Below are 4951 nucleotides of genomic sequence, written 5' to 3' on the forward strand. Positions count from 1 at the left end.
TTATATCATTGAAAATATTGATTATTCTGGGAAACCGGAGGCTGGATCAGCCCTTGCGGCGGCGGCAGCGCCAATTCCAGTCGCGTTGCGTGCCGATGTCGATATGGACCGATTCCGTATGGCAGTAGGTGCCGACGCCACCGCGACCGGGGATCGTGCGCAGATAATCCGCCAGCTGCCATTTGCTGATTCCGGGGATCTGGATGTCGGCTGCCGCGCAGGTTGTGTGCAGCGACTGCCGCCTGCCGCCAGCGCTGCGATTGTGTTTCAGGTCGCGCAGTCCGGACGTGACCATGACCTTTCTGCCATAGTGATTCTCGACGACCTTCAGGACCTGCATCAATCCGGGCTTGAAACAGCCGGTCTCGACCTTTTCCGTCTGCAGCCAGAGGCCATTCGGTGCCAGGCGCGCAAGGCCGGGCAGCGATGCGACCTGGATCGTGCCGCTGTCATCGTCATGCGCGGGTTCCGCGTCCTCGACGGTTGCGAACATCGAGGTTGCGCGAACGCCGGGCAGGGCGTTGTAGGCAAGCGAGGCCAACTGTTTTGGCTGCACATCCTTCTGCCCAAGCGTCTTCTTCGGGGGGGCTTTGCCGAATCGATCGCCGTCGAAGGCGTTCTTGTTTTTTCGCTTGCCCGCAAACAGGCTGGCGAAGGTGACGATCGGCTTGGCGTCTTTTTCCTCCGTACCCGTCCCATCCGAAGCGGGGGGCGAGGCGCTCTGTTGTGTGGTGGCCGCCGCCTGCTGCTGCGGATGGACGGCGTGAAGCTGTCCTGATGTTTCGCCCTGCAAGGCGGCGGCGCCGCTGAGCGGCAAAGGCACGGCGTTCGGCATTTCGAGGGCAGCGGCCCCGTCAGGCACAATCATCTGCGCCGAGGCAATCTGCTGGCCCTGGTCTCCAGCCGGCAGTGCATTGCTGGCGCCCTCCAACGGCAGCGGCGCGGGCTCGGAGACAGGCTGCTGCTTGCTCTGGAACAGGCTGTTGCTTGCCGGCTGCACGCCTGGCTGAGTCTCCAGAATCGGCAATGGCGTCGTGTCGCCAGTTGTGTTCGACGGCTCGATTTGGCCAGCGGTTTGTCCGGGGACTGGACCTGTCACCTGACTGGCATAAATGCTCGATGATGTCGCCTTGAGGCCGCTGGTCTGCAGCACCAGCGAGGCAGGCTGGTCATTGCTACCGGCAGGCATCATGGCGTTTGCGGCGGCACCCCCTGTCGCTTGTCCGTCGGCGCCCAGCGCCACCACCTGCTGATCTTCCATGGATCCGTTGGCCGCCATGTCGTCGGCGGATCCCTCTGCATCGACTGCGGTGGGTGCAAGGCTGGCAGTGTCCTTGGCCGACGGAACCGCCGAGACGCAGCCAGCCAGTGCCAGCATAGACGTCGTCAGCGCCAGCGCCCAGAGCGCATGTCGCAGACCGACCGCCTTTTTCATTCCACGCTGCAAAAGCCTGATCCTCCATAGAGAAGATGACCAAGGACAGGAGACTTGCCCGCCGTCATGGCCGCCCAATTCGAAGCCGGAGATACCTGATGAACGACGCATCCCGTCCAGGGATTGTCCACGTCGTTCCCCTCGTGCCTGGCCTCCCGGACGACATCGTCTTGCGCATATGGCAGATTGTCCGGCGTCTCGCCCCGTTTCCCACGAAAGTGTAGTTAACGAAGCGATCTTTGTAAACCTTGACAGGAGGGGCGCCCCGATCCGTGGAGCGAGGTCCGGTTGTTCTGGTTTCGATCAGGTTCTGCAGCCGTGCACGCCGCAATTGCGCAGCAAACGCACAGGCAAGCAGTTCCCGTTCATCCCGAGCTTATCGCCTCTTCCCGTTGCGCGAGGCTTACCAGGCGCCGGTATTGCCCATCGAAAGCCAAGGCTCCTGCGGCGGCAGGTTCTCGCCCTTCTGCAGAATTTCGATCGAGATGCCATCGGGCGAGCGGACGAAGGCCATGTGTCCGTCGCGCGGCGGCCGGTTGATCGTGACGCCGTTGTCCATCAGATGCTGGCACAGCGCATAGATGTCGTCGACCTCATAGGCGAGGTGGCCGAAGTTCCGGCCGCCGGTGTAATCTTCCGTGTCCCAGTTGTAGGTCAGTTCCAGGCAGGGCGAGAGCGCGCCCTTGGCATGGTCGAGATCGCCGGGCGCCGCCAGGAAAACCAGCGTGAAGCGGCCCTTTTCATTCTCGTAGCGACGGATTTCCACAAGCCCGAACAGCTTGCCGTAAAAGGTGAGTGCCGCGTCAAGATCTTTGACGCGGACCATCGTGTGCAGATAACGCATTGTAATGTCCCTGTTTTGCGGAGCGGTGTTTGCAAGCCCCTTTATCTAACGGACAACAAGCCAGAGGCAAGGCTCGCGAAATACAAATGCGCTCGGGGCAATTTTCAATCAAGGGCTTGCGCATTCACATTGGGACGATGTTAATCTGGTCGTCAAGAATCAGTTAACCGTATTGATTGTGACGCGTAATCGAGGGGCTGGCGGGCTATGGCGGACAGGATTTCATCGAAAGACGTCGCACCGGATGACGACTTCGCGGGCGATGCGCTCGATCTCTTGGAGATCACGGGCGTCATAAAGTGGTTCGATGTCGCCAAGGGCTTCGGCTTCATCATTCCCGACAATGGCATGCAGGATGTTCTCGTTCACGTGACCTGCCTGCGCCGCGATGGCTACCAGACCGTTCTGGAGGGCTCGCGTGTCGTCGCCCTCATCCAGAAGCGCGACCGCGGCTACCAGGCGTTCCGCATTCTTTCCATGGATCAATCGACCGCCGTGCACCCGTCGCAGATGCCGCCGATCAAGACCCACGTACAGGTGACGCCGACAAGCGGTCTCGAACGTGTTCTGGTCAAGTGGTTCAACCGGACAAAGGGGTTTGGCTTCCTGACGCGTGGTGACGGCACCGAGGACATCTTCATCCACATGGAAACGCTGCGCCGCTTCGGCCTGACGGAATTGCGCCCCGGCCAGACGGTGCTCGTTCGTTTCGGCGATGGCGACAAGGGCCTGATGGCCGCCGAGATTCACCCCGACGTGCCGTCACCGGCCGGTCGCGCGCACTGATGCGGATGTCTGTGCGCCTTTGTTTCGAAAGCGCCGTCCTGGCGCTTTTTTTGTTTCTGGCCAGTGCAAACGTGCAGGCCGCAGATCTCGTTTTTCCGAAGGACAGGCTGACCATCGAGACCGCTGACGGCAAGTCACATGTTTTCGAGATTGAACTCGCCGTCGATGCCGATCATCGCCAGCAAGGCCTCATGAACCGTCGCCAGATGGCGCCCGATCATGGCATGCTGTTTGATTTCGGACAGACCCGTCGCGTGATGATGTGGATGAAGAACACCTATCTCGCGCTCGACATGCTGTTCATCGGCGAGGATGGACGCGTTGCCAATATCCGGGAAAACGCCGTCCCGCTGTCAGAGGCGATCATCGATTCGGGACTGCCCGTCGCCTATGTTCTTGAACTCAACGCCGGCACTGTCAGGCGGCTCGGCATCGCCGCCGGTGATCAGGTGGAAACGCCGCAGATCGCCAATCGTCCAGCGAACGCCGCGCCATAGGCTTGCGTAAGGTCTGTTCGGATTTCTTGAAATTTAGCTGTTGCAGGTGAGGGGGGAAGCGTGTATCTCCCCGGCATCGACGGTAACGGAGTGTAGCGCAGCCTGGTAGCGCATCTGGTTTGGGACCAGAGGGTCGGGAGTTCGAATCTCTCCACTCCGACCATCGATCGAAGCCGCCTTGTGTTGTTGTGTATCCAACACCCTCTCCAAAGCGCCGCTTCCAGACTTTCCCTTGTTAAAATCACTCGAAAATTATGGTCTGGGTCATTCCGTTTTAACGCATTCTGCGCTATGGCAGAGCGCTGTGTCGGCAAAGCGATTTGCGCGGGCACGGAATTCACAGTGGAGCTTTCCAAAATATGTCCGCGAAAATCTATCGTCCTGCAAAAACCGCCATGCAGTCTGGCAAGGCCAAGACGCATTTGTGGATGCTCGAGTTCGATCAGGAAACGCCGCGGACGATCGATCCGATCATGGGCTACACAAGTTCGGCTGACACCCGCCAGCAGGTCAAGCTGACCTTCGAGACGGCAGAACTGGCGGTTGCCTATGCCGAGCGCAACGGGATCGAATACCGGGTCATCGCACCCAAGGACGCGACGCGAAAGAGCCTGTCCTACACGGACAATTTCCGCTTCAGCCGCATGCAGCCCTGGACCCATTGACCACTGGCCCGATCATACCGGACAATTTCCCCAAGTGGCCCCTTAGCTCAGCTGGATAGAGCACCTGCCTTCTAAGCAGGTTGTCGTAGGTTCGAGCCCTACAGGGGTCGCCACTCCCGTCTTCAATTCGTCCTCCGGCCGTTTCAACGTGATTTCGCGGGTTTGGTTTGTCCCTACGTTGACTGATCGGGGCATTTCGCGGCGTTTGATTTGGGCATTTCATAACTTATCGCCACTTCGACCGCTTCCGGCCATAGTCTCCATCCTTTATCATAGCCATGATTTCCTTCCGCTCCTGCGGATCGTCAATCGAGTGATAAACCTTGAGCCTAAAGTCCAGTTCTTCGAAAGCCATTCTACGTTCTTCCGGACCGTCGGCACCCATTTTCATAAGCCTCTTGAAGTCATCTCTGAGAGTTGTGAATTCAGACATGGCATCGGTCGCCTGTCGATAAGGAAGGTTTGCAAACGCGAGCGAAGCTCCCAGTTCGAAATCTATGTCGTGAGGCGCATGCCCGCTGACCGATGAGAGAACGGACTTCATCTCCTCCATCGTCAGGAAGACGTCCGGCAAATCTTGGCGGGAATGCCTCAGGCGTGTCAACGCCGGAGTAAAATCCGGCCAGGCGGCGGAGCAAAACCAGGCCACTTGTGGCGCACGCATGAGACGTCCGGGAGGGCGTAGCCCGAGCGGGGGTCTCATGCGTGCGCGTCGATTTTCTGA

The 4951-nt window shown here is 59.4% G+C and carries 6 protein-coding genes and 2 tRNA genes; 5 read left to right on the forward strand and 3 right to left on the reverse strand.

Features of this window, described 5'->3' with window-relative positions; genetic code table 11:
* Positions 1-46 precede the first annotated feature (46 nt).
* Positions 47-1435, reverse strand: a complete 1389-nt coding sequence (locus AX760_RS01865; protein WP_071831151.1) for a YcbK family protein — start codon at positions 1433-1435, stop codon at positions 47-49.
* A gap of 403 nt (positions 1436-1838) precedes the next feature.
* The gene (locus tag AX760_RS01870) at positions 1839-2279 is read right to left on the reverse strand and encodes a VOC family protein (RefSeq protein WP_071831152.1); all 441 of its coding nucleotides are present in this window, start codon (positions 2277-2279) and stop codon (positions 1839-1841) included.
* 207 nt (positions 2280-2486) lie between these two features.
* On the opposite strand from AX760_RS01870, the gene AX760_RS01875 reads away from it, so the two are divergent.
* The 5 genes from AX760_RS01875 (at position 2487) to AX760_RS01895 (ending at position 4340) form a co-directional block, all read left to right on the forward strand.
* The gene (locus AX760_RS01875; protein WP_071831153.1) at positions 2487-3065 is read left to right on the forward strand and encodes a cold-shock protein; all 579 of its coding nucleotides are present in this window, start codon (positions 2487-2489) and stop codon (positions 3063-3065) included.
* A complete protein-coding gene (locus AX760_RS01880; RefSeq protein WP_071831154.1) occupies positions 3065-3562 on the forward strand; it encodes a DUF192 domain-containing protein in 498 nt (165 codons plus the stop codon). The genes AX760_RS01875 and AX760_RS01880 overlap by 1 nt, the downstream gene beginning before the upstream one ends.
* Before the next feature lie 86 nt (positions 3563-3648).
* A tRNA-Pro gene (locus AX760_RS01885) sits at positions 3649-3725 on the forward strand.
* 196 nt (positions 3726-3921) lie between these two features.
* Complete coding sequence (locus AX760_RS01890) at positions 3922-4227, forward strand: ETC complex I subunit (protein WP_071831155.1); 306 nt, start codon at positions 3922-3924, stop codon at positions 4225-4227.
* A gap of 36 nt (positions 4228-4263) precedes the next feature.
* Positions 4264-4340, forward strand: a tRNA-Arg gene (locus AX760_RS01895).
* A 113-nt stretch (positions 4341-4453) separates the two neighbouring features.
* On the opposite strand, the gene AX760_RS01900 is transcribed toward AX760_RS01895, so the two are convergent.
* Positions 4454-4951 (reverse strand): hypothetical protein (locus AX760_RS01900; RefSeq protein ID WP_210187271.1); only part of this gene is annotated, 498 nt, incomplete at its 5' end.

The organism is Pararhizobium antarcticum (assembly GCF_001885585.1).
GTDB lineage: Bacteria > Pseudomonadota > Alphaproteobacteria > Rhizobiales > Rhizobiaceae > Pararhizobium > Pararhizobium antarcticum.

Bases quoted from the DNA above. Each gene is read 5' to 3' on its own strand.
- AX760_RS01865 (WP_071831151.1), bottom strand. From the start codon at position 1,435: ATGAAAAAGGCGGTCGGTCTGCGACATGCGCTCTGGGCGCTGGCGCTG.
- AX760_RS01870 (WP_071831152.1), bottom strand. From the start codon at position 2,279: ATGCGTTATCTGCACACGATGGTCCGCGTCAAAGATCTTGACGCGGCA.
- AX760_RS01875 (WP_071831153.1), top strand. From the start codon at position 2,487: ATGGCGGACAGGATTTCATCGAAAGACGTCGCACCGGATGACGACTTC.
- AX760_RS01880 (WP_071831154.1), top strand. From the start codon at position 3,065: ATGCGGATGTCTGTGCGCCTTTGTTTCGAAAGCGCCGTCCTGGCGCTT.
- AX760_RS01890 (WP_071831155.1), top strand. From the start codon at position 3,922: ATGTCCGCGAAAATCTATCGTCCTGCAAAAACCGCCATGCAGTCTGGC.